Below are 21,781 nucleotides of genomic sequence, written 5' to 3'. Positions count from 1 at the left end.
TCCGGAGCCGTCCGGCCGGACGTGGTGCGAGTGGGGAGGACACCGGATGCCGTCCGCGTTACCCGGAGTGGCGGAGTTCTGCGCCGACCTGGCCGAGCTGCGCCGGCAGTGCGGCAACCCGTCGCTGAAGTGGCTGGAGAGGCGGGTCGGCTTCTCCGACTCCCACATCGGCGACATCCTCAACGGGCGCAAAGTCGGCCCACCGACCTGGGACTTCGTTTCCGCGTTCGTCACCGCGTGCGCCGAGCACGCCCGGTCTGGTGGCCACCACCCGCGGCTGAACGTCGATCTGGGTTGGTGGCGGGAGGCGCACGGCCGGCTGGAGTTGCCGCCGCCCGCCGGCCCGAACCCGTGGGTCGCGCTGGTCGAGGAGCACCCGGTGTGGCGGCGCGTGCCCGACGCCGACCGGTTGCGCACGCGGATCGCCGAAGTCGCCGGTGCCCTGTTCGAGCGGCGCCGCCGGGCCGTCACGGCGTTGCGCGGCGACTCGTGGCTGGACGACACGTTCGTCGGCCGGATGACCGAACGGGTGGTCGAGCTGCTCGACTCGGTGCTCGCCGACCAGCCGTGGGACCTGAGCGCCGGGGAGGCGGCGTTGATCGCCCTCGCACCCCTGGCGCACCAGACCCGGTCGGCGGTCTTGGCGCAGCGACTGTCCACCGTCGACCCCACCGACCTGGCGCAACACCCCGACCCGGACCCCGAGCGCCAGGACTACCAGCGCTTCCTCGCCGGCCGCGAGGAAAGTCGGCTCGTCGCCCGCACCACGCACCACGCCGAGGACGCCGCCGACATCGCGTGGTGGCTGTTCCACCGCTGGGCGGAGAGCAGGCCTCAGGACGTCACCGTCGCCGACGTGCTGGAGGAGGTGGTCCCGGACGACCCGCCGCTGCGCACGATGCTGGCCGAGTCGCTGGAACGCTTGGTCCGAGTGTTCCGCCTGCCCCCGGAGGGCCTGCGCGACCCCGAACGCCGCAAGCTCAAGCACCGCACCTCCTACGCCCGCGTCACCGTCGCCCACCAACACGTGCGGGAAGACCTGATCGGCCTGCTGCTGGCCGTCGCACACGCCCAGGCGATCGAGGTGACCAGGCTGTCGTCGACCTTGGTCGAGCACCTGGGCATCCCGAAACCGGTACGACTGGACCACCTGCACACCACACTCGACGAGGCCCACTGGGACTACACCGCCGAGACCCGAGTGCACCTGGTCGCGTCCTGCCACCACGAGGCCGTGCTGGAGTCCTTGCGCGAACACGTCGAGCGCACCGACGTGATGCTGGGCGCCATCCGCGCCGCCGCCGAGCACGGGGCTTACCTGGAACCCCTCCGCGCTCTGCCCGCACGTGCCTCGGCGGACCGCGTCGAGCCTGCCGTGGTCAACCGGAAGCCCGCGTTCGTCGTGCCGGTGACCAGGCTGCGCTTGGACGAGTCGCGGGTGCGGGAGCTGCTGATGGGCGAGCAGCTGTACGGGGACAAGTCGCTGGCGATCCGCGAGCTGTACCAGAACGCGCTGGACGCGTGCCGGTACGCCAAGGCGCGCTTGGACTACCTGGAGAAGACCTCCGATTTGCTGTCACGGTGGGAGGGCCGGATCACGTTCACCCAGGGCGTCGAGGGCGGGCGGCACTACTTGAGTTGTGCGGACAACGGCATCGGCATGGGGGAGTCGGAGCTGCGGGAGGTGTTCTCGCAGGCGGGCGTGCGCTTCGCCGACCAGCCGGAGTTCCTGGAGGAAAAGGCCCGGTGGGCGCGGGTGGGGGTGCCGTTCTACCCCAACAGCCGCTTCGGCATCGGCGTGCTCAGCTACTTCATGCTGGCCGACGAGATCGAGGTGACCACATCCCGCATGGACGCCCGAGGCGACAACGCAGGTCCTGCGTTGCGCGTGTCCATCGCCGGCCCGGGACACCTGTTCCACATCCAACGCCTGGACGAGGACATCCCGCACGGCACGACGGTGAAGCTCTACCTGCGCGACGGCGACCAGGCCCCGTCGAGCGTGGACGCTTTGCAGCGGGTGCTGGGCATCGCGGAATTCCGCACGACGGCCGAACACGATGGTTCGACGATCGAGTGGGAACCATCGGTCTTCACGCCCCGGTCGGAGGGCATCTACGCGAGCGGCACTCTGGTCCCCAGCAAGCAGGGTGACGTGATCTGGTGCGAGGACGGCGGTGCTGTCTTGGTCGACGGCCTCCACGTCCACTACAACAACCAGGGTTTCCGAGGCGCGGTCGTGAATCTGACGGGGCTCAAGGCTCCCAAGCTGACGGTAGATCGCAAGTCGATCATCGGAGACGTCTCGGAGCACCTGGGAGAGTTGCTCACCGAGGCCGCGTCCGAACTCTTCGACGCCAACGCCTTCGACTTCGACTGGTTGTGCGACGTCGCGAGTGACAACCCAAGCGTCGCCGACATCGTCACCTCGGTTGGCATACGCCGGAACCGACGACTCCCGGGGAAGAGGCGGTCGGTACACCTCGCGGTTTCGGGCTGCTTCCCGATCGACCTGAACATTGTCGGCAGTTTCGCGAACCAGTTCGTCTCCCGCAGCCTCAGCCGGTTGGAGGCCAGCGAACTGCTCACCCACACCGTGCTGTGGCGGTTCCTCTCCACCATGTCGCCCACGGTGTTGGGCGAGTTGGCGGTGGCGGGCGACCCGCTGCCGGCGGCTCCGTCCGATGAGCTGCTGCTGAAGGGAGATCGCTGGGGCGTCGGCGGCCTGACGATCGATGTCGAGCCCGGGTATGTGCTGTGGAGGGCGGCAACTCTGGGCAGAGCACCCAGGACGGTGGCACTCCGACTCAGGGCATTGGGGTTCGAGGTGGGAGACGTTGGGCGGTTCCCAGCGCACCGTGCCGTCGACCACACCGATGTGATCCTGCTCAGCTCCAAGCTGGACGGCGACAACCCCTGGCTTGTGCCAGGCGAGGTGGTGCCGATCGGACACGTGATCGCCGCGCATCTGCATACCGGACGGCCCGTTGGCGAGATCGTCGCGCGGCTCCGGAACTACTCCTACGACGTGGACGCGCCTTCCGATGAACTCAGCCGGTACACGAAGGCAGACCAGCTGCTGGTGAGCCGGAACCTCAACGGGGACTACCCGTGGCTGGACCGGGGCGGCTTGGTCGGCCACGGACATGTGCTGTACGCGGCGCACGTGCTTGGAATGGCTCCCGAGGCGCTGGTCGCGAGATTGATCGAGTTGGGGTTCCGCATCCGACAGGGCAACCCACAGCCGGATTGGCTCGATCAGATCACGCCGGCGGTCAGAGACGTGCTGTTGGCCGATGAGCACCTGCTGGAAGAGGGTGTCGTAGCTGTTTCCCAGGTGGTGAGCGCTGCATGGAAGTGGGGTGTGTCGCCGCGAGAGGCGGCGCGCAGGATCGGTGACCTCGGCCTGCCCGTGTCGGATCTCCTGCCGGACGAACTGAGCAACGACGACCTTGCCCTGCTGGGGCAGTCGTTCGGCATTGGTGTCGGGCCGGGCCGGCTGACCGTCCATGTGCGCAGCCTGCTGGATATCGCACAGCGAGCGAAGCGCGAACCAGCGGCGGTGGCCGACCGCTTGGTGGAGTTGGGGTACTCGGTTCCCGCCCGAGAAGCCTTGCTGGCCGGCCTGGACGACTTCGACCACGAGTTGATCAGCTACGCCACCAATGGCGTCAGCTGGCACCACGACCGGGCGGGGGCCGTCATCGACATCGCGACCAGGGCGCACCGTGCGCCGCGTGAGGTGGTGGAGCGGTACATCCGGCTCGGGTACGAGGTTCCCGCGTTCGAGCACTTCGACCAGCCGCTGACCCCGTTGTGGAGGGCGCTGGTGGGGATCGCTGGGCTGGTGAAGTTGTCGCCGGGGGACGAGGTGCCGTTCGCCCATGCGCTGAAGGCGGTTCGGTCCGGGTCTTGGACGCCGGGGGAAGCGGTTGAGGCGATGGAAGCCGTTGGTTACCGGGTGCGGCGGGGTGAAGAGGATGGCGTCTTCGATCGGACGGACTTCGACCTGTTGGAGCGGTTGAGCACGACCAAGCCCGTGGACATGCGGAGGTTGATCCTCGAAGCCATGTGGTTCGAGTTGCCGTTGGAGGAGGTTGCCCGGCGGTTGGAGCGGATGGGGTTTGAGGTGCCTGATCTGGCTGTCGAGTTGCCAGAGCTGCTGGAGCGGGTGCCGTTCAGGAGGGATTAGGGGTTGCTAACCGGGAGACGTCTGGTGGGAAGCCCCCTATGCCTAACGGTGTTCTGGACGTAGCTTGTCCGCCATGTCGCCCAAGACGGTCGCCGCGGTGGTGGGGGTCGCTTTCTTCCTGGCCGGGCTGTTGATCATGCTCCTGCCGCTGTCCACCGACTCGCCCTCGGGGATCGCCGTGTCGTGCGGCAACGCGGTGGGGATGGGGTTCGACGCGGTTGCCGTCGAGGCCGAAGGGCAGGCGCTGGTGGAGATCTGTTCGCGGCTGCGGCTGGAGCGGCTGGCCTGGGCAGCGCCGGTGACTGTGTTGGGGGCGCTGCTCGTCGTGGGGGCGCTGGTTGTGCGCAGGCGTGGCGAAGCCCCCGGTGCGCAGCACACCGGGGGCTTCGAGCACCGTTCCTAGCGGGCCAGCAGGGAGGTGATCTCCTGGGCCGCGCCGCCCGCCTCGAGCAGGTGGCGCAGGTTCTCGGGGACCTCGTCGCCGCGCTTCTGGACGGCCTGCGCGTACAGGCGGCCCGCGCGGTACGACGAGCGGACCAGCGGACCGGCCATGACGCCGGAGAAGCCGATGCCCTCGGCGGTCTCCTTGTGCACCACGAACTCCTCCGGCTTCACCCAGCGCTCGACCGGGTGGTGCCGCGGTGACGGGCGCAGGTACTGCGTGATGGTGATGATCTCGCAGCCCGCGTCGTACAGGTCGTGCAGCGCCTCGGTGACCTCTTCGGGCGTCTCGCCCATGCCGAGGATCAGGTTGGACTTCGTCACCAGGCCGGCCTCGCGGGCCTTCGTGATGACCTCCAGCGACCGCTCGTAGCGGAACGCCGGGCGGATGCGCTTGAAGATCCGCGGCACGGTCTCCAGGTTGTGCGCGAGCACCTCGGGGCGCGAGTCGAACACCTCGGCCAGCTGCTCGGGCACCGCGTTGAAGTCCGGGATCAGCAGCTCGACGCCCGTGCCGGGGTTGAGCGCGTGGATCTGGCGGACGGTCTCGGCGTACAGCCACGCGCCGCCGTCCTCCAGGTCGTCACGGGCGACGCCGGTGACGGTGGAGTAGCGCAGGCCCATCGCCTGCACCGACTCGGCGACCCGGCGCGGCTCGTCCCGGTCCAGGTCGGCGGGCTTGCCGGTGTCGATCTGGCAGAAGTCGCAGCGGCGGGTGCACTGCTCGCCACCGATGAGGAAGGTGGCCTCCCGGTCTTCCCAGCACTCGTAGATGTTGGGACAACCGGCCTCTTCGCACACCGTGTGCAGGCCCTCGCGCTTGACCAGACCCTTGAGCTCCCGGTACTCGGGGCCCATCTTCGCCTTGGTCTTGATCCACGAGGGCTTCTTCTCGATGGGCGTTTGGCTGTTGCGCACCTCTAGGCGCAGCAGCTTCCGACCTTCAGGTACGACGGTCACGGCCTCAACATTACGTCACGCCGGATCGGGCGCGACGCCCGTGAGCTTGGCCGTCAGGTCCCACAGGCGGCTCGCGGCGAGCTCGTCCTTGGCCGCCGCCGTGGAGCCCACCCGGGTCGGGTACCCGCGGGTGCCGCGGAACCCGTCCGGGCCGTAATAGGCGCCTCCGACGACGTCCGGCGCGGTCGCCGCGTAGAGCTGCGGCAACGTCCCCATCTCGACGGACTGGGCCAGCAGGTCGCTGATCTTGGCCCCGATGGAGAAGATCGGGTTGCGCCGGGCGCGGGCCATGTTCGCGCTCAACTCGGTCGCCGTGTAGCCGGGGTGGGCCGCGACGGAGGTCACGTCGGCGCCCGCGCCGCGCAGGCGGCGTTCCAGCTCGCGGGCGAACAGCAGGTTGGCCAGCTTGGACTGCCCGTACGCGCCCCAGGACGTGTAGCGGCGGACCTCGTAGTTCGGGTCGGCCAGGTCGATCGCGCCCATCGCGTGCGCCATGCTCGACACCGTCACCACCCGTGAGCCGGGGGTTTCCCGCAGCAGTGGCATGAGCAGCCACGTCAGCGCGGCGTGGCCCAGGTGGTTGGTGCCGAACTGGCGCTCGAAGCCATCGGCGGTGCGGGCGAGCGGCACCGCCATCACGCCGGCGTTGTTGACCAGCACGTCCAGGCGGTCGGTGCGCTCGCGGACGGCCTTGGCGGCGTCGTGGACCGAGCCCAGGTCGGCCAGGTCCAGTTCGACCAGCTCGGCCTTGTGCCCGACGCGCTCCAGCGCCCGCCGCCCGCGTTCAGGGGACCGGCAGGCCATCAGGACGCGGGCGCCCTTCCCGGCGAGCACCTCGGCGGTGCGCAGGCCCAGTCCCGAGTTCGCCCCGGTGACCAGCACCGTCCGGCCGGACTGGTCGGGAATGTCCGCTTCGGTCCACTTCGCCGTGGTCGTCGACACCATGATGGTCACCCAACCGCAAATCAGGCGCTCTTGGCGAGCCTGCGGTGGCGGGCCGGCGCCTTCGGGTGCGGCGCGTTGCGGACCAGCGCCAGGAACGCGGCGCCGACCTTGGCGATCTCGTCGGACGGCTCGGTCAGGTCGGCGAGGCCCGCGGTCAGGGCCAGCAGGCGCTGCTCGCGCTCGACCGCGTCCGACGCGGTGAGGTGCTCGTCCAGCACCCCGCGCAGCACCGGCTGCTCGGCGGCCAGCGTGCGCCACGTGCGCGTGACGGTCTCCACGCGGTCGTCGGCGGCGTCCTCCAGCGCGACGCCCAGCCGGCCGGTGAGCTGCTGCATCCAGCGGTAGTGCAGGGCCGCGAGCACGTCGGCCTCGGTGGCGAACAGCTCGCGGTCGAAGGTCAGTGGCGCCGCGGGATCCCCCGCCGCGGCGTCGAGCACGGCGTCCAGAGCGTCACGCCGTCGGTAGAAGTCGGTCCACCCCATGATCACGCCCTCCTCTCGTGACGCGGCTCATACCTCAGGTCTTTGGCATACCGGCGGTATGGCCGATAGGGCGAACATACCACGAGTACGTACCGCCGGTATGTCGTACGGTTGTGGCCGTGGTGACAGTGCGGTCCAGGCGTGTCGAGTACTCGGAGTCCACCAGGCAGGCCCTGGTGGACAGCGCTGTGGAGCTGTTCACCAAACGGGGGTACGCGGGCACCTCGCTGGACGAGGTGGCCAAGCGCGCGAGGCTCACCAAGGGCGCGCTCTACCACCACTTCAGCGGCAAGCAGGCCCTGTTCGAGGCCGCCTTCGACTCGGTCGAGAACGCCTTCATGCGCAAGCTGGGCGAGATCGTCAGCGCCCCCGGCGACCCGTGGGACACGGCCATCGCCGGCCTGCGCGCGTACGTGCGGGTGTGCCTGGAACCGTCCTACCAGCGGATCGTGATCCACGAGGCGCCCGTGGTCATGGGGTGGGAGCGGTGGCGCGAGGCGGAGGAGCACTTCAGCTACGGGCTGCTGCGCTCGACCATCGAGGTGCTGATCACCAGCGGCGAGCTGGAGCAGCTACCGGTGGAGACGATGGCCCGGCTGCTGTTCGGGTCGCTGTCGGCGGGGGCGAGCATGATCGCCGGGGCGGCTGATCCGAAGAAGGCGAGCGCGGAGGTCGAGCGCACCATCGTGCGGGTGGTGGAGGGGCTGCGGGTGAGCAGCGCTCCCAGCCTGAGCGCACCACCTCGGGAACACCGCTCCCGATCGCGCCGTCGTTGAACGGCCCGGGGAACGCGGCTCTCGGGTTCGGGTGAACGCGCCCAGCAACCCCGGGTGGCGGCCGAGGCGGGAAACTCCGTGCGCATCGGGGTCCGATAGCTTGGGGTTCGTGGAACTGCGCATCTTCACCGAGCCCCAGCAGGGGGCCTCCTACGACGACCTGCTCCGCGTCGCCCGCACCGCCGAGGACGCCGGGTTCGGGGCCTTCTTCCGGTCCGACCACTACCTGAAGATGGGGTCCGTCGACGGGCTGCCCGGTCCCACCGACGCGTGGATCACGTTGGCCGGCTTGGCGCGGGAGACCAAAACCATCCGGCTCGGCACGCTCGTCACCGCCGCCACCTTCCGGCACCCCGGGCCGTTGGCGATCTCCGTCGCGCAGGTGGACCAGATGTCCGGTGGGCGGGTCGAGTTCGGGCTCGGGTCCGGGTGGTTCGAGGCGGAGCACACCGCGTACGGGCTGCGGTTCCCGTCGCTGGGTGAGCGGTTCGAGGTGTTCGAGGAGCAGTTGGAGGTCATCACCGGGCTGTGGGAGACGCCGGTGGGGGAGACGTTCTCCTTCGAGGGCAAGCACTACACGCTCACCGACTCGCCCGCGCTGCCCAAGCCCGCCCAGGAGCGGGTGCCCGTGGTGGTGGGCGGCAAGGGGGTCAAGCGGACGCCGGCGTTGGCCGCGCGGTTCGCCACCGAGTTCAACCTGCCGTTCGTGGACGCGGGCTTCGCCGTCGAGCAGTTCGAGCGGGTCGACGCGGCCTGCCGCGAGATCGGGCGGGACCCGGCGACCATGACCCGGTCGGTCGCGCTCACCGCGTGCGTCGGTCGGGACGACGCCGAGGTCGTCAAGCGGGCCGAGGCGATCGGCTGGGACTTCGACGAGTTGAAGCAGAACGGGCTCACCGGCACGGTCGCGGAGGCGCAGGAGCGGCTCGGGCAGTGGCGGGAGAAGACCGGGATCTCGCGGGTCTACCTCCAGGTGCTCGACCTGTCCGACCTCGACCACGTGGAACTGCTCGCGGGCGTCACGCCCTGAGCTGGCCCGCCACGTCGGCGGCGGCGGTGAGCAGGACGAGCACGGGGACGGTGGCCGCGCTGCGCAGCCGGTAGCTCCCGCGCTTGTCCTGCTCCACCAGGCCGGACCCGGTCAACGCCTTCAGGTGGTGGTAGAGCTGGCCGGTGGAACCCAGGCGGGCCGCTTCCTGGAGCGCCGTCGCAGGCTGGGCGCCGCGCGCCAGCAGGGACCGGACGATGTCCACCCGCGCCGGGTGCGCCAAGGCCGCCAGCACTTCGATGCGGGGGCGGTCGGCCAGCGACAGCGCCCGTTCCGGCGTCACGTCGATGCGCCACGACACCCGGCCGCCGCCGAGGGAGACCTGCCCGCCGTAACCCAGTTCGCCGCCGCCCTCGTCGCCGTCCGCGAGCACGACGGTCTCCCGCTCGTCACCCTCCAGCGCCGCCACGCGCTGTTCCAGCTCGGCCAGCCGTCGCACCAGGTCCACCCCGGCCATCCTACGTAAGGCCCACGTGGAATTCGCGCAGCGCAGCGGGGTCGAGCAGGGCCGATCGGAGCACCGCGGGCAGACCCATAGCGTCGGCGAATCGCTCCTGCGGCACCTCCCGCGCCAACACCACCCCGGTGCCGACGCGTCCGTCCTCCCACCGCACCCGAACGGCCGCCGTGACGACGCCCGGCAGCGTGCCGAGCTTGACCCACAAGGCCGCCACTCCAGGCGGGAGGTCCTGGCGGCGGTCCAAGTGCGGAACGGGGGTGCGCAGCAGTCGGTGCAGCTCCGCCGCCGTGCCGTGGGCTGTGGTCCGCGCCCGGGCCTCATCAGGCGAGACGCCGGGGGAGCGGCCGAGGACTTCCAGCTGGAGACGCGGATCGGTCAGGTACCGCGCGGGCTCGACGGAACGGCCCAGCACCAGCCGCAGCCCTTCGCCCAGCGGGGACGGGAGCGACGGATCCAGGCGGGTGCGCAGGAAGTCCGCGGCGGTGTTGTCGGCGAACGAGGTCATGACCGCGGCGAGGTCGTCCAGGGCGACGGGGGTGTGCGGGTCGTCGGCGGTCACGCCGTTGGTGGACCGGATGCCCAAGTGGCGCAGCGCGGCGGTGTGGGCGCGGCGGTCCAGGGGCAGGAGGTGCCGCTCCCAGTCGCCGACCCGCACCCGCTCGGCGGGATCGACCCGACCCTCCCTCACCGCCCGCGCGTAGGCCGCCAAGTGCAGGAGGTGCACGGTCGACGCCAAGGGCTGGGGTTCGTGGGGACGGTGGGCGAGCCTGCCGCCCCGGCCGTCGTCCACCACGAAAGCCACGTGCTGCCGGTGGCTGCGCAGCCAGGAAGGCCAGTCGGAGGCGGCGGCCGTGCCCGGGAGGAGAAGGGCGCAGCCGCACGCGGTGAGCAGGGCTCGTCGGGTCAGCGGCACGACGACTCTCCCCTCGGGGTTCCGGAATTCCGGAATACTAGAGGGGGGAGTCGTCGGGTGTCAGCGGCTTTGGACGGCGAACGTGACGCCGGGGGCCACCGGCTGTTGACGCTCCAACGTCCGGTCCGTCAACGGCAGGTCGCCGTTCAGGGCGTCGATGACCGCGTCCCGCGCCATCGGCAGCACCTCGGCCACCGTCACGTCCCGGTCCAGCTCGTGCGACAGCGACGCCACCCCGGCGTCCCGGATGCCGCACGGGATGATGTCGCCGAACGCGGCCAGGTCGGCGTTGCAGTTGATCTCGAACCCGTGCATGGTCACGCCGCGCTGCACCCGGATGCCGATCGCGGCGACCTTGCGCTCCACCCCGCGCTCGTCGGCGGGGATCCACACGCCGCTGCGGCCCTCGACGCGGCCGGTGTGCACGCCGAGCTGGTCGCACACGTGGATCAGGGCCTGCTCCAGCCGCCGCACGTACTGCACGACGTCCATCGGCTCGGCCAGCCCCACGATCGGGTAGCCGACCAGCTGCCCCGGCCCGTGCCAGGTGATCTTGCCGCCGCGGTCCACGTCGATGACGGGGGTGTCCCCGCCGACCGGACGCTCGTCGGGCTCGGTGCGCCGCCCGCACGTGTAGACCGGCGGGTGCTCCAGCAGCAGCAGGGTGTCGCCCCGCGTGCCGTCCGCACGGGCCTCGGCGAGTTCGCGCTGGAGGTCCCAAGCGGCCAGGTAGTCGATGGTGCCCAGCTCACGCACGTCGATCGGGTCGGAGGACGTGCGGCAGGAGAGGTCGCGACTGCTCACGGCTCGACCCTACGCCCACCGCCGGAGACCCGGGCGGCCGGCAGCAGGCCCAGCGCGAGCGCCGCCACCAGGCCGACACCGGTCGTGGCCAGCACCGCGCCGACCGTGTCGGTGAACCAGTGCATCTCCAGCACGACCCGGCTCGCCGCGCACAGCACGACCGCCACCACCGCGCCCGCGACCACCGGCCGCACCAGCGCCGGCCGCAGGCGCGCGCACAGCACGACCGCCGTCACGGCCACCGCCGTCACCGCCGTGACGTGCCCGCTGGGGTAGGACGGCAGGTCGTACTCGACCGGCCGGACCCGCAGGTAGAACCACCGGCTCAGCACGCTGGCCCAGCACACCGCCAGCAGCACCGCCCCCTTGAACGCCAGCACGTCCCGCGCCAGCCACGCCCGCAGCACCAGGCTCACCAGCGCGATCGTCGCCAGCCCCGGGCTGAGCACCAGGCTCACCACGTCCGCCGCGCGCTCGAAACCCGGCCCCAGCCCGATCGCGGCCACGCGCAGGGTCGAGTCCAGTTCCGGCGGGGTGCTGTCCACCGACACGCCGAGCACCACCGACATCAGCGCGAGCACCGCGCCGACGCAGGCCGGGAAGACACGGCTCACGCCGCGGCCACCGCCGCGCCCAGCGCCGGGTGCAGGAAGTGGAAACCGTGCCGCTCCAACACCTTCGGCACCGCCCGCTGGCCCGCGAGCACGCCCTCCTCGGCGATCTCGCCCAGCACGGCCTTGAGCACGAACCCCGGCACCACCCACGGCGTCGGCCGGCGCAGCGCGTGCCCGACCGTCCGGGTGAACTCGGCGTTGGTGACCGGGCTCGGCCCGGTGACGTTGACCGGCCCGCGCACGTCGTGCTCCAGCACGAACTGGTAGGCGGCGATCGTGTCGTCCAGGGAGACCCACGGCATGTACTGCCGCCCGCTGCCCAACCTCCCGCCCAGGCCCAGCGCGAACAGCGGCCGGATCGTGCCGAACAACCCGCCCGACCGGCTGATCACCAGCCCGGTCCGCATCCGCACGACCCGCTGCGACTCGGCCGGCGCCGTCGCGGCCTCCCACTGGCGGCACAGGTCGGCCAGGAAGCCGGTGCCGGTGGGTGTCGACTCGTCCACGACGGCCTCGCCGGTGTCGCCGTAGTACCCGACCGCGCTCGCGTTGACCAGCACCGGGATGCCCTGCTCGGCGACCGCCGCCGCCAGCACCTCGGTCGGGATCGTCCGGCTGTCCAGCAGCACCTGCTTGCGGGCGTGGTTCCACCGCTTGTCCGCGACGCCCGCGCCGCACAGGTTCACCACCGCGTCCACGCCGTCCAGCGCGCCCGCGTCGATGCGCCCGGCGGGCGGGTCCCAGCCGCGCTCGTCGGGGGCCGCGGGCCGCCGCCGGACCAGCCGCAGCACCTCGTGCCCGGCCCCGCGCAACGCGGCGACCAGGCTGGTGCCGAGGAACCCGGACGACCCCGCGATCAGAACCCGCATACCCGTGATCGTCTCGCACGGTGTGCGGTGTTGCACAGCAGCGGCGGTGTTGCCGGGGCCACACAACGCGCGAAGGGCCGCCCCGGACGTGCCGGGGCGGCCCTTCGCGCGTGGCGTCCTTACAGGCCCAGGTCGGCCTCGAACGCGCCTTCCTCCAAGCGGTTCTTCATCGTGGTCAGGAAGCGGCCCGCGTCGGCCCCGTCCACCAGGCGGTGGTCGTAGGTCAGCGCCAGGTAGGCCATCGACCGGATCGCGATGGTGTCGTCGCCGTTCTCGTCGGTGATGACGACCGCGCGCTTCTTCACCACGCCCACGCCCAGGATGCCGACCTGCGGCTGCTGGATGATCGGGGTGTCGAACAGCGCGCCGTTGCTGCCCAGGTTGGTCAGCGAGAACGTGCCGCCGGTCAGCTCGTCCGGGGTGAGCTTGTTCGCCCGGGCGCGCGACGCGAGGTCGTTGATCTTGTGGGACAGGCCCGCCAGGTTCAGGTCGCCCGCGTTCGCGATCACCGCGTTGAGCAGGCCGCGCTCGGTGTCGATCGCGATGCCCAGGTGCTCGGCGCCGTGGTAGACGACCTCCTTCTTCTCCTCGTCGATCGACGCGTTCAGCACCGGGTGCTGCTTGAGCGCCTCGACGGCCGCCTTGGCGAAGAAGGGCAGGAACGTCAGCTTGGTGCCCTCGCGCTGCTCGAACGCGGTCTTGGCCTTGTTGCGCAGCCGGGCGATCTTGGTGACGTCCACCTCGAACACCTGGGTGAGCTGCGCGGAGACCTGGAGGGACTCGCGGGTGCGCTGCGCGACGATCTGGCGCAGGCGCGGCAGCTTCTGCACGGTGCCGCGCTTGCCGCTGGTGTCGGCGGCCGGCGTGGCGACCCGCTGGGCCGGCGCGGACGCGGCCGGAGCGGCGGCGGCCGGCGCGGGAGCCGGGGCCTTGGCGGCCTCGACGGCGGCCAGCACGTCCTGCTTGCGGATGCGGCCACCGACGCCGGTGCCCTTGAGCGTGCCGAGGTCGATGCCGTTCTCGGCGGCGAGCTTGCGCACCAGCGGCGTCACGTACGGCTGCCCGTTCGACTCCTCGGCGGAGGCGGGGGCGGCGGCCGGCGCGGCCTGCGGAGCCGGAGCGGCGGGCGCGGCCTGCGGAGCCGGGGCCTGGGGGGCCGGGGCCTGCGGGGCCGGCGCGGGGGCGGGCTTCGGGGCCTCGGCGGCCGGGGCGGGCTTGGGCGCTTCCGGAGCCGGGGCGGGAGCCGGAGCCGACGCCTGCGGGGCCGGGCTGCCCGAGCCGATGACGGCCAGCTGACCGCCGACCTCGACGGTCTCGTCCTCGCCCGCGGTGATCTCCAGCAGCGTGCCGGCGACCGGGGACGGGATCTCGGTGTCGACCTTGTCCGTCGACACCTCCAGCAGCGGCTCGTCGACCTCGACCAAGTCGCCGACCGCCTTCAGCCAGCGGGTCACGGTGCCCTCGGTGACGCTCTCGCCCAGCGCGGGCATGGTCACCGGGGTGCCCTCGGCGGCACCACCCGAAGACGGGGCCTGGGCCTGCGGCTCGGGCTGCGGGTCCGGCTTGGCCTCCTCGGCGGGGGCCTGCGGGGCGGGCGTCTCGGCCGGCGCCTCCGGCGCGGACTGCTGCACCGGAGCGCTGTCACCGGAGCCGGAGTCGTCGCCGTCGCCGATGACGGCGAGCTCGGCGCCGACCTCGACGGTCTCGTCCTCCTGGGCGACGATCTTCTGGAGCACGCCGGCCGCCGGGGACGGGATCTCGGTGTCGACCTTGTCGGTGGACACCTCCAGCAACGGCTCGTCGACCTCGACGCGGTCACCCTCCTGCTTCAACCAGCGGGTGACCGTGCCCTCGGTGACGCTCTCGCCGAGTGCGGGCATTTGGACGGAGAAGGCCATCGTTCGCTGACTCCTCGTGCGTGGGTCGTGGATCGGCTGACTGGAGTTGGGACGGTCAGCCGTGCACGTGCAGCGGCTTGCCGGCCAGGGCGAGGAAGGCCTCGCCGAGGGCTTCAGTCTGGGTCGGGTGGGCGTGGACCAGCGGGGCCACGTCCTCGGGGTAGGCCTCCCAGCTGTAGATCAGCTGGGCTTCGCCGATCAGCTCGCCGACCCGCTCGCCGACCATCGTGACGCCCACCACCGGACCGTCGGGGGCCTTGACCAGCTTGACGCCGCCCGCGGTCTTCAGGATCTGGCTCTTGCCGTTGCCCGCGAGGTCGTAGACGAACGTCTCCACCGAGCCGTACTTCTCCTTGGCCGCCGCCTCGGAGAGGCCGACCGAGGCGACCTCCGGCTTGCAGTAGGTGACACGCGGGATGCCCGCCTCGTCGATGACCTTGGGGTTCTGCCCGGCGATCTCCTCCGCGACGAAGATGCCCTGCTGGAACCCGCGGTGCGCGAGTTGCAGGCCGGGCACGATGTCGCCGACGGCGTAGACGTTCGGGAGGTTGGTGCGCAGGCGCTCGTCGGTGACGACGAACCCGCGGTCGAGCTGGACGCCGGCCTCCTCGTAGCCGTGGCCCGCGGTGTTCGGGCCGCGGCCGACGGCGACCAGGAGCAGGTCGGCGTCGAGCACGTCGCCGGACTCCAGGGTCACCGAGACGCCGGCGTCGGTCTGGGTGGCGCCGGTGAACTTGACGCCGGTCTTGAACTTGATGCCCCGGCGGCGGAAGGCCCGCTCCAGCTGCTTGGAGGCGTACTCGTCCTCGGCGGGGACCAGGCGGGGCAGGGCCTCCACGATGGTCACGTCCGCGCCGAAGGAGGCCCACACGCTGGCGAACTCGACGCCGATGACGCCGCCGCCGAGCACGACGACCTTCTCCGGGATGAAGTCCAGGTTCAGGGCCTGGTCGCTGGTGATGACCCGGCCGCCGATCGGAAGGCCCGGCAGGCTGCGGGCGTAGGAACCCGTGGCCAGCACGATGTTCTTGCCCGTGTAGCGCTGCCCGTCGACCTCGACGGTGGTGCCGCCGACGAACGTGCCCGCGCCCTGGACCAGCGTGACCTTGTTGGCCTTCACCAGCCCCTGGAGACCCTTGTACAGGCGGCTGACCACGCCGTCCTTGTAGGAGTTCACACCCGCGATGTCGATGCCCTCCAGCGAGGACTTGACCCCGAACTGGTCGCCCTCGCGGGCGTTGTCCGCGACCTCCGCCGCGTGCAGCAGCGCCTTGGTCGGGATGCAGCCGCGGTGCAGGCACGTGCCCCCCAGCTTGTCCTTCTCGACCAGGACGACGGACAGGCCGAGCTCGGCCGCGCGGAACGCGCAGGCGTAGCCGCCCGAGCCGCCACCGAGGATCACAAGGTCGGCGGAGGTGTCGGTCACGGGATCTCCCTGGAGAGCTTGATGCCTTACTTCGCGCGGGTGCGCGCGGGTGGTTGCCATCTTGTCACTAGTTCGCGAAGGGCGGCGACGCGGTGTCGGGTTGGGCGGCTGTCGCGAGGATTTGGCCACGCCTTCACACCCCCGCCGGCACCATGTCCGACAGGAGTCTGCGCAGGAGGTGGCCCGGTGGGCCTGTTCGACCGTTTTCGCAGGAAGCAGCGCCCGGGCGTGCTGCGGGCCTCGACGTCCGCCGACACCGGTCACCTGGAGAAGTGGGCCGCCCAGCGGCGCGGCGTGGAGGCGTACGTCGAGCCGAAGACGACCGTGACGGAGACCACGGTCGTCCTGGTCGCGCACGACGGCGAGTGGACCCGCCGCCGCATCGACGGCACCGAGGGCGCCCGCAGGCTGGCCAAGAAGCTCAAGATCCCGATCTACGACGCCGGCATCGTCGGCTACCCGAAGCGGATGCGGGAATACACGCGCCGCAAGAACCAGGGTTAGCCCAGGCCGTTCCACAGCGTCGTCACGAGCTTTTCGGCGTCCACCGTGCGCTCGGTGAAGAATCCGAGAAAAGCCTCGAACTGGCACGTGCCGAGAACCAGGTCGGCGGCGGCGCGCGGGTCCACGTCCGCGGACAACCGGCCGCCTGTTCCCGGGCCAGGTAGCCGGCGAGCACCTCGGCCGGCACGTGCGGACCCGCGTTGCGCTGCTGCAACAGCTCGTTGTGCGCCGCCGGCAGGTTCGGCTCGGAGAAGATCGACGCCGCGATCGGGAAGGTCTCGGTGTAGAAGCCGACCGCTGTCCGCGCGATCGCCACGAGGTTTTCCCGCACCTCGCCCCGGCCTACTTCGAGTGAATTCAGCAGGGCCGTCAAATCGCTGGGCGGCCTTTCCCGCAGGACCGTCAGGAAAGCCTAGCGGTTAGTGAATGCTCACCGACCAGTGGAGGGGGAACCATGAAGATCACCGTCTTCGGGGCGAGCGGGGGCACCGGTGGGCACGTGGTCGAACGGGCCAGGGCGGCCGGCCACGAGGTCACGGCGGTCGTGCGCACGCCCAACGGCCGGGACACCGTCGCCGACGTGCTCGACCCGGACTCGATCGCGCCGGTGATCGCCGGCGCCGACGCGGTGGTGACCGCCGTCGGCACCCGCGACCTCAAGCCGACGACCCTCCAGACGGACAGCACCCGGTCGATCGTGACCGCGATGGCAGCCGCCGGCGTCCGCCGCCTGGTCGTGGTCAGCAACAGCGGCATGGTCGTCGACGACCAGGACGGCGCGGTGAGCCGCTACCTGGTCAAGCCGATCCTGCGCCGCGTGCTGCGCCACCCGTGGGCGGACATGGCGAGGATGGAGGAGGTCGTGCGCGACAGCGGCCTGGACTGGACGATCACCCGCCCGCCGAACCTCACCAACGGCCCGCGCACCGACAAGTTCCGCACCGCGAGCGGCACCAACCTGAGGGGCGGCAACAACATCTCGCGCGCGGACCTGGCGGTGCTGATCGTGGCCTGCCTGGAAGACCCGGGCACCATCGGCCAGACCATCGCCGTCGGCTACTGACCGGAACGACAACGGGGGCCGCGCCCACCGGCGCGACCCCCGTCGAGGAATGCGATCAGCCGTTGGCGGCGATGTCCGCCAGCACGGCCGCGAGGGTGCGCACCGGCACGCCCGTACCGCCCTTGGTGGTGTAGCCGTAGGCACCGCCCGCGTGGAACGACGGCCCGGCGATGTCCACGTGCGCCCAGGTCACGCCCTCGGCCACGAACTCGCGCAGGAAGATCCCGGCCGCGAGCATCCCGCCGAAGCGGTGCCCGGCGACGTTCGCGATGTCGGCCAGCCGCGAGTCCAGGTCGCCGCGCAGCTCCTCCGGCAGCGGCATGGCCCACGCCTGCTCGCCGACCGCGCGGCCGATCTCCGCGACCCGGTCCCGGAACTCGTCGGTGCCCATGACGCCCGCGGTCCGCTTGCCCAGCGAGACGATCTGCGCGCCGGTCAGCGTCGAGGTCTCGATGAGGTAGTCCGGCCCGTCCTCGCACGCCCGCACGATGGCGTCGGACAGCACCAGCCGGCCCTCGGCGTCGGTGTTGAGCACCTCGACGGTCTTGCCGCCGTACATGGTCAGCACGTCACCCGGGCGGTACGCGGTGCCGGACGGCATGTTCTCCGCCAGCGGCGCGTACGCGGTGACCTCCAGCGGGTACTTCAGCTTCGCCGCCAGCACCACGGTCGCCACGACCGCCGCCGCGCCGCTCATGTCCGAGGTCATCTCGTCCATGCCCGCGGCCGGCTTGATCGAGATGCCGCCGGTGTCGAACGTGATGCCCTTGCCTACCAGGGCGACCTTCTTGCCCGCCTTCGGCCCCTTGTAGGAGATCCGCACCAGGCGCGGCGGGCGCGACGACCCGCCGCCGACGCCGAGGATGCCGCCGAAGCCCTGCTTGCGCAGCGCCTTCTCGTCCAGCACCTCGACCTCGACGCCGTCCAGGCCCTTGGTCAGCGCGACCGCCCGCTCGGCGAAGGACGCCGGGAACAGGTCGTTCGGCGGGGTGTTGATCAGGTCGCGGGTGGTGCAGACGGCCTCGGCGATCAGGGTGGACGCCTTGAGCGTCGCCCGGTGCGGCTTGAGGTTGCCCGAGACCGCGAACTCGACCCGGGCCACCGGCGCGTCGCCGGCGGAGGTCTTGTAGGCGGTGAACTGGTAGGCGCCCAGCAGCGTGCCCTCGACGGCCGCACCCAGGTGCAGACCGGACAGCGTGCTGACGGCGCGCTTCTTGCCGGTGAGGGCGCGTGCGGCGGCGCCGGAGGCGCGGCGGACCTGCTCCTCGGTGACCGCGCCGTCCTCGCCCGGCTTGCCCAGCCCGACCGCGATCACGACCGGCGCGGACAGCTTGCCGAAGCTCGGCAGCGTCACGACCTCCTCGGCCTTGCCCGTCGCGCCCAGGGTCGACAACACGTCCACCAGGCCGCCGTCGAACGCGGCGTTCACCGCATCGGCCGCACCCGCGAGGGCGAGTCCGTCCGGTCCCTGGAGGGTGCCCACGACCACGGCGTCCGCGGTCGTGGTGCTCGGGTCACTGTCGGTGATGGCCAGCTTCGGCGGGGTCACTGCGGCTCCTCGACGTGGGTCCTCCCGGCACTTCCTGGTCGTGCGGCGAGAACGTGGGTTGATCGTGACGAATGCTAAAGGTCTCGTTCACCACAGCGTCCCCGGCTCCTTCGATAGCGGGGAGTAACAATTAACACGATCGTGGGTCAGCCCACCGGGCGTTCGCGCTCACCCGGTCCATCTGGGACTGTTAGGCGGTGACAGTCACGCCCCGTGCCGGGGCCGTGGTGCTCGCGCTGGGCGCGACGCTGGGCGTCGGAGTCCTCACCGGACTCGCCCCGGCCGTCGCCCTCGCCGGCCCCTGGTTCCTCGTCGCCTTACCGCTCGCCGCGCTGACCGCGCTGTGCTGCGCGTTCTCCACCGCCGACCAGCACCGGGCCTACCCGGACGCACCCGGCGGCTACGCCTACATCCGCAACCAGCTCGGCCCGTGGCCGGCCCGGATCGGGGCCAGCGCTCACCTGATCGGGCGAGCCGGGGTGGCCGCTGCCCTCGCCGGCGCGTTCGGGGCGTACGTCTTCCCCGCCGACCGCACGCTCGCCGGCCTGGCCCTGCTCATCGGCACGACCGTCCTCGCCCGGCACGTCCGCGGGCGGGTCGGCTGGGTGGTCGTCGCCGTCGTCGTCGGCGTGCTCGCCCTGGTCGCGCTGGTCGGCTTTTCGGTCGCTCCGCCGGAGAACACGGCCGCGCCCGTCGACGGAGCCGGGTTCGACGGGATCATGGGGGCCGCGTCGATCCTCTTCATCGCCTTCACCGGCTTCGAACGGGTGACCGCGCCTCAAGCGGACGAGAAGACCTTCACCGCCAAGACCCTGCACGTGGCCATCCCGATCGTCATCGGGGGAGTGCTGGTGCTCATGGCGGTGCTCGGCGTCGCCGTCCTCCGGCAGTTGGGCAGTTCCCGGCTCGCACTCTCACCCGCACCCCTGCGCGACGCCCTGGTCGCCGCCGACGGCCGCGCGCTCCTGCCCGTGCTCGCGATTGGCGCGGCCGTGGCCGCCGTCGCGTCGCTGTCCTTCGTGCTGGGCAGCGCCCGCCGCACGCTGACCGGCCTCACCGAGACTGGCGACCTGCCCAGGGTGCAGGCCCCTTGGGTGCTCGACGCGATCGGCACCGCCCTGGCCGTCGCCGCGTTCGTCTTTCTGCCGCCCACCACCGCCCTGGCCGTGGGCGCGTGCGGCACGGCGTTCTACTACGGCTTCACGAACGCAGGCGCCCGCGTCCTTCTCCACGAGGACCGCACCTGGCCCATGCGCACCGCGTGCATCGGCCTGGGCATGTCGGTCCTGCTGGCCATGAGCGCGCCCGCCGAAGCCCTGGTGATCACCGCCGTCGGCATCGCCCTCGGCACCGGCCTGTTCGCCGTCGGGCACCTGCGCCAGCCGGTCGGGTGATCGTCGGACGTCCGAGCGTCGGGACAGCGATTTTCCGATGTCCCACCAGCGGCTACTGTGCTGACATGACGACCGCGTTGCCTTTCACCCGGACCCCCAACCCGACGCCGGCGACCCCGGAGCGGGTCGCGGAGGTACTCGCCAAGCCGGGCTTCGGGCAGCACTTCACCGACCACATGGTGACGATCCGCTGGAACCGCGACCAGGGCTGGCACGACGCCGCTGTCGAGCCCTACCACTCGCTGGAACTGGACCCGGCGGCAATGGTGCTGCACTACGGCCAGGCGATCTTCGAGGGCCTCAAGGCCTACCGCCGCCCCGACGGCTCGATCGCGTCCTTCCGCCCCGAGGCGAACGCCGAACGCTTCCGCGCGTCGGCCCGCCGCATCGCCATGCCGGAACTGCCCGACGAGCTGTTCCTGGAGTCCATCCGGGAACTCATCGCCGTGGACGCGAGGTGGGTGCCCTCGGTCGCCGAGGAGTCGCTGTACCTCCGGCCGTACATGATCTCGACGGAGAAGGGCCTGGGCGTCCGCCCCGCCGGCGAGTACCTGTACGTCCTCATCGCCTCCCCTGCCGGCTCGTACTTCGCCGGCGGCCTGAAGCCGGTGACGGTGTGGCTGTCCACCGAGTACGTCCGAGCGGCCCCCGGTGGCACCGGCGCGGCCAAGTTCGCCGGCAACTACGCGGCGTCCCTCGTGGCCCAGGCCCAGGCCGCCGAACAGGGCTGCGACCAGGTCGTGTGGCTGGACGCCGTCGAGCGCCGTTGGGTGGAGGAGATGGGCGGGATGAACCTGTTCTTCGTCCTCGGCTCGGGTGCGGACGCCCGCATCGTCACCCCTGAACTGTCGGGTGCTTTGCTGCCCGGCATCACCCGCAACTCCCTCCTGCGCCTGGCTTCCGACTTGGGCCACGCGGTCGAGGAGCGCCGGTTCTCCACGGAGGAGTGGGAGAAGAAGGCGGAGTCGGGCGAGCTGACGGAGGTCTTCGCCTGCGGCACGGCGGCAGTGATCACCCCGGTCGGCCACGTGAAGCACGCCGGCGGCGACTTCAGCATCTCGGGCGGCGCGACCGGCGAGGTCACGATGAAGCTGCGGGAGCGTCTGACCGGCATCCAGCAGGGAACCATCGAGGACCCGCACGGCTGGATGACCAAGCTCAGCTAACACCTCCAGCTCCCCACGGCACCACAGCCACCGCGCGGCCAGACCGCCGCGCGGTGGCTTCACGACGCTGCCGCACGGCGGCTTTTCACGAAGCTGCCGCACGGCACACCTCTGCCTGGGCTTCTTGCTTGTGTCATCCCCGTATGGCCTGCCCGAAGGGCTATGGCCGAAATTAAACAAAACCGGATTCTTGGATATTCGCGGGGTGTGTAGACTGGCAGTGTGATCGTTGAGGTCGAGCGCGCTGAGTGGGACTCGTTGCTGCGGTGGAAGAAGC

At 71.3% G+C, this 21,781-nt stretch carries 20 protein-coding genes; 8 read left to right on the top strand and 12 right to left on the bottom strand.

Annotated features, from left to right (window positions below; genetic code table 11):
* Nucleotides 1–46 precede the first annotated feature (46 nt).
* Entirely contained in the window at nucleotides 47–4,192 is a 4,146-nt protein-coding gene (locus WBN91_RS26335; RefSeq protein ID WP_337727719.1) for a wHTH domain-containing protein, read from the top strand.
* A gap of 73 nt (nucleotides 4,193–4,265) precedes the next feature.
* Complete coding sequence (locus tag WBN91_RS26330) at nucleotides 4,266–4,595, top strand: hypothetical protein (RefSeq protein ID WP_337727720.1); 330 nt, start codon at nucleotides 4,266–4,268, stop codon at nucleotides 4,593–4,595.
* On the opposite strand, the gene lipA is transcribed toward WBN91_RS26330, so the two are convergent.
* Genes lipA through WBN91_RS26315 form a run of 3 tightly spaced genes read right to left on the bottom strand, consistent with a single transcriptional unit; the run spans nucleotide 4,592 to nucleotide 7,020 of the window.
* Entirely contained in the window at nucleotides 4,592–5,593 is a 1,002-nt protein-coding gene (gene lipA, locus WBN91_RS26325) for a lipoyl synthase (protein WP_121221995.1), read from the bottom strand. The genes WBN91_RS26330 and lipA overlap by 4 nt on opposite strands.
* A 15-nt stretch (nucleotides 5,594–5,608) precedes the next feature.
* Entirely contained in the window at nucleotides 5,609–6,538 is a 930-nt protein-coding gene (locus WBN91_RS26320) for an oxidoreductase (protein ID WP_337727728.1), read from the bottom strand.
* Between the two features lie 20 nt (nucleotides 6,539–6,558).
* Nucleotides 6,559–7,020 carry a hypothetical protein gene (locus tag WBN91_RS26315; RefSeq protein ID WP_337727721.1) on the bottom strand — a complete coding sequence of 154 codons (462 nt, stop codon included), beginning with the start codon at nucleotides 7,018–7,020 and terminating at the stop codon, nucleotides 6,559–6,561.
* Nucleotides 7,021–7,148: 128 nt separating this feature from the next.
* On the opposite strand from WBN91_RS26315, the gene WBN91_RS26310 reads away from it, so the two are divergent.
* Entirely contained in the window at nucleotides 7,149–7,796 is a 648-nt protein-coding gene (locus WBN91_RS26310) for a TetR/AcrR family transcriptional regulator (protein ID WP_337727729.1), read from the top strand.
* A 109-nt stretch (nucleotides 7,797–7,905) separates the two neighbouring features.
* Complete coding sequence (locus WBN91_RS26305) at nucleotides 7,906–8,826, top strand: LLM class F420-dependent oxidoreductase (RefSeq protein ID WP_337727722.1); 921 nt, start codon at nucleotides 7,906–7,908, stop codon at nucleotides 8,824–8,826.
* Here WBN91_RS26305 and WBN91_RS26300 read toward each other — a convergent pair.
* The 7 genes from WBN91_RS26300 to lpdA all read right to left on the bottom strand — a co-directional run bounded on the left by WBN91_RS26300 (nucleotide 8,816) and on the right by lpdA (nucleotide 15,828).
* A complete protein-coding gene (locus tag WBN91_RS26300) occupies nucleotides 8,816–9,301 on the bottom strand; it encodes an ArsR/SmtB family transcription factor (protein WP_337727723.1) in 486 nt (161 codons plus the stop codon). The genes WBN91_RS26305 and WBN91_RS26300 overlap by 11 nt on opposite strands.
* A gap of 1 nt (nucleotide 9,302) precedes the next feature.
* Nucleotides 9,303–10,217 carry a serine hydrolase gene (locus tag WBN91_RS26295; RefSeq protein WP_337727724.1) on the bottom strand — a complete coding sequence of 305 codons (915 nt, stop codon included), beginning with the start codon at nucleotides 10,215–10,217 and terminating at the stop codon, nucleotides 9,303–9,305.
* A gap of 60 nt (nucleotides 10,218–10,277) precedes the next feature.
* Nucleotides 10,278–11,021: a lipoyl(octanoyl) transferase LipB gene (lipB, locus tag WBN91_RS26290; protein ID WP_337727725.1), complete on the bottom strand. Its 744-nt coding sequence runs from the start codon at nucleotides 11,019–11,021 to the stop codon at nucleotides 10,278–10,280.
* Nucleotides 11,018–11,635, bottom strand: coding sequence for a phosphatase PAP2 family protein (locus WBN91_RS26285; RefSeq protein ID WP_337727726.1), 618 nt, complete (start codon nucleotides 11,633–11,635; stop codon nucleotides 11,018–11,020). Before WBN91_RS26285 ends, lipB begins: the two co-directional genes overlap by 4 nt.
* Nucleotides 11,632–12,504 carry a TIGR01777 family oxidoreductase gene (locus tag WBN91_RS26280; protein WP_337729409.1) on the bottom strand — a complete coding sequence of 291 codons (873 nt, stop codon included), beginning with the start codon at nucleotides 12,502–12,504 and terminating at the stop codon, nucleotides 11,632–11,634. The genes WBN91_RS26285 and WBN91_RS26280 overlap by 4 nt, the downstream gene beginning before the upstream one ends.
* 119 nt (nucleotides 12,505–12,623) lie before the next feature.
* Nucleotides 12,624–14,402: a 2-oxoglutarate dehydrogenase, E2 component, dihydrolipoamide succinyltransferase gene (sucB, locus tag WBN91_RS26275; protein WP_337729122.1), complete on the bottom strand. Its 1,779-nt coding sequence runs from the start codon at nucleotides 14,400–14,402 to the stop codon at nucleotides 12,624–12,626.
* A gap of 55 nt (nucleotides 14,403–14,457) precedes the next feature.
* On the bottom strand, nucleotides 14,458–15,828 hold the full coding sequence (gene lpdA, locus WBN91_RS26270; protein ID WP_337729121.1) for a dihydrolipoyl dehydrogenase: 1,371 nt from the start codon (nucleotides 15,826–15,828) through the stop codon (nucleotides 14,458–14,460).
* A gap of 186 nt (nucleotides 15,829–16,014) precedes the next feature.
* Between lpdA and WBN91_RS26265 the strand changes: the two genes are divergently transcribed.
* Nucleotides 16,015–16,332: an oxidoreductase gene (locus WBN91_RS26265; RefSeq protein ID WP_337729120.1), complete on the top strand. Its 318-nt coding sequence runs from the start codon at nucleotides 16,015–16,017 to the stop codon at nucleotides 16,330–16,332.
* A 22-nt stretch (nucleotides 16,333–16,354) separates the two neighbouring features.
* On the opposite strand, the gene WBN91_RS26260 is transcribed toward WBN91_RS26265, so the two are convergent.
* Complete coding sequence (locus WBN91_RS26260) at nucleotides 16,355–16,663, bottom strand: hypothetical protein (protein ID WP_337729119.1); 309 nt, start codon at nucleotides 16,661–16,663, stop codon at nucleotides 16,355–16,357.
* 123 nt (nucleotides 16,664–16,786) lie between these two features.
* Between WBN91_RS26260 and WBN91_RS26255 the strand changes: the two genes are divergently transcribed.
* Nucleotides 16,787–17,395 carry an NAD(P)-dependent oxidoreductase gene (locus WBN91_RS26255; RefSeq protein ID WP_337729118.1) on the top strand — a complete coding sequence of 203 codons (609 nt, stop codon included), beginning with the start codon at nucleotides 16,787–16,789 and terminating at the stop codon, nucleotides 17,393–17,395.
* Nucleotides 17,396–17,450: 55 nt separating this feature from the next.
* On the opposite strand, the gene WBN91_RS26250 is transcribed toward WBN91_RS26255, so the two are convergent.
* Nucleotides 17,451–18,944, bottom strand: a complete 1,494-nt coding sequence (locus WBN91_RS26250) for a leucyl aminopeptidase (RefSeq protein WP_337729117.1) — start codon at nucleotides 18,942–18,944, stop codon at nucleotides 17,451–17,453.
* A gap of 197 nt (nucleotides 18,945–19,141) precedes the next feature.
* Between WBN91_RS26250 and WBN91_RS26245 the strand changes: the two genes are divergently transcribed.
* The gene (locus WBN91_RS26245; RefSeq protein WP_337729116.1) at nucleotides 19,142–20,338 is read left to right on the top strand and encodes an amino acid permease; all 1,197 of its coding nucleotides are present in this window, start codon (nucleotides 19,142–19,144) and stop codon (nucleotides 20,336–20,338) included.
* A 65-nt stretch (nucleotides 20,339–20,403) separates the two neighbouring features.
* On the top strand, nucleotides 20,404–21,504 hold the full coding sequence (locus tag WBN91_RS26240; protein ID WP_337729115.1) for a branched-chain amino acid aminotransferase: 1,101 nt from the start codon (nucleotides 20,404–20,406) through the stop codon (nucleotides 21,502–21,504).
* Nucleotides 21,505–21,781 lie beyond the last annotated feature (277 nt).

Source organism: Saccharothrix sp. CCNWYY140 (assembly GCF_037401995.1).
Classification (GTDB): domain Bacteria; phylum Actinomycetota; class Actinomycetes; order Mycobacteriales; family Pseudonocardiaceae; genus Actinosynnema.
The sequence above is the reverse complement of the archived record's forward strand: the minus strand, read 5'-3'. Positions and strand labels throughout refer to the sequence as shown.